Annotated in this window: 1 protein-coding gene, 1 tRNA gene and 1 pseudogene; all 3 read right to left on the bottom strand. The window is 75.8% G+C overall.

The features are described from left to right. Positions 1–266 precede the first annotated feature (266 nt). Entirely contained in the window at positions 267–707 is a 441-nt protein-coding gene (locus F9B16_RS50335) for an HNH endonuclease (RefSeq protein WP_151547333.1), read from the bottom strand. 24 nt (positions 708–731) lie between these two features. Further along, positions 732–802 (bottom strand) — tRNA-Asn (locus tag F9B16_RS50330). A 102-nt stretch (positions 803–904) separates the two neighbouring features. Next, a pseudogene (locus tag F9B16_RS52160) lies at positions 905–1,641 on the bottom strand (hypothetical protein); the annotation flags it as partial.

The raw sequence follows: 1,641 nt of genomic DNA, 5'->3' as shown, positions 1-1,641 counted from the left end.
AGCACCGCGAGCCGCCGCGCCGCCCGGCGCCCGCCGGCCGGGCGCGCCGTCCTGCCGAAGGGACCGAAGGCCGCCACAGATCACTCCCGGATAACAGAGGGTCGGAGATTGGCGGGCACGCTACCACAATCACCACAAACCCTCCGACATTCGGGCAAGCACACTGCGTGACCCGGGCACTACCGCCGACGCGAAAGAGGGCCGGACCGCCCGCGGGCGGTCCGGCCCCTCCCCCGTGCCGCCGGGAGGGGTCCGGCGGCTTCCCCTCAGGCCCCGACGAGGTCCTCCCAGCGCGGGACGCGCGGCTCCCAGCGCAGCCGCAGCCCGGCCTCGCGGAGCGTCCGGTCCCCCTTGCGGTTGTTGCAGCGGCCGCACGCGAGGACGGTGTTCTCCCAGGTGTTGCCGCCCCCGCGGGACTGCGGGTGGACGTGGTCGATCGTGTTGCCGCGCTGCCCGCAGTAGCCGCACCGGCCCCGATCGCGCAGGTAGACGCCGCGCTTGCTCCACGGCGGCCGGCGGCCGTGCCGCCAGCGCATCGCGACGTACCGGACGAGCCTCAGGACCCGCGGCACGGGGAAGCTGCCGATGGTCCGGCCCTCCTCCGCCTCCTCGACCACGGCCACCTCGCGGACCAGCATGCGGATGGCGTGCCGCAGGTCGACCTTTTGTAATGGCTCGTACGACGCGTTCAGGACGAGCACGTTCACCGGGTCACCTCCCACCCCGGGCCGCTGTCCCGCCAGGATTCGAACCTGGATATCCGCATTAACGGTGCGGCGTTCTGCCGTTGAACTACGAGACAATGTTCCGGAAATTCTCCGGTTTCCGGGCATTTCCCGGAAGCCTCCATCAGAATGCCGACGCACGCCCCGCAAAGGCAACGGTTTTTCCCACCCGCTTCAGGTCACCCGCCCGGCCCCTCTCGAGGTTTCACCGCCGCCGTCCCCTCCGGGGGATGCGCGCGGGGCCGGCAGGGCGGGTCCGGGAGGCGGGCGATCTTCGGCATCGCCTCCGCCGCCGCGCGCCACCACGGGTCCTCGGCGGGGCCGGCGTCCGGGGGCGACGCGCGAGGGACCGGGCCGGATGGACCGGAGGCGCGGGGGCCGGGCCGCAGGCGGACGGGCGGGATCAGCTCGATGGCGGCCGGGCAGTCGGGGCAGTCGGTGCCGGTCCAGCCGAGACGGACGGTGGCGGCCCCGCGCTCGCCCGGAGCACGGCCCGGCGGGCCGGCGCCCCAGAAGCGCAGGACGTCGGCGGCGGACACGGCGCGTTCGCGGCGGGTGGTGCGGGTGCGGCCGCGGTGGCCCCGGCCGAGCCAGGCGGACTGCTCGGCGACCAGCTGCCAGGCCAGGCCGCGGACGAGGTTGGCGGCCGTGAGCACGTCGCCGAACGCCACCCGCCGCGCGGCGACCTCCGGCAGGCCGAAGCGGTGCAGCCCGGCCGTGTCGATGCGGGCGCGGGCGCCGCCGTCCGGGTCCAGGGCGACGAAGACCGACACCCACGCGTGGCCGAGGGCGAACCCCTCCGGTTCGGCGGGCGGCGGTGAGCCGGGCAGGATCCGCCGGGAGTCCAGGTCGGCGACGGTACCGCCGACGGCGGCGGCGAGGGCGCGGGCGGCGAGCCGGGCGGCGCGCGCGGCCC

Source organism: Actinomadura montaniterrae (assembly GCF_008923365.1).
GTDB classification, from domain to species: domain Bacteria; phylum Actinomycetota; class Actinomycetes; order Streptosporangiales; family Streptosporangiaceae; genus Spirillospora; species Spirillospora montaniterrae.
Note: the sequence above shows the minus strand (reverse complement) of the source record. Positions and strands in the feature narration are given on the sequence as shown.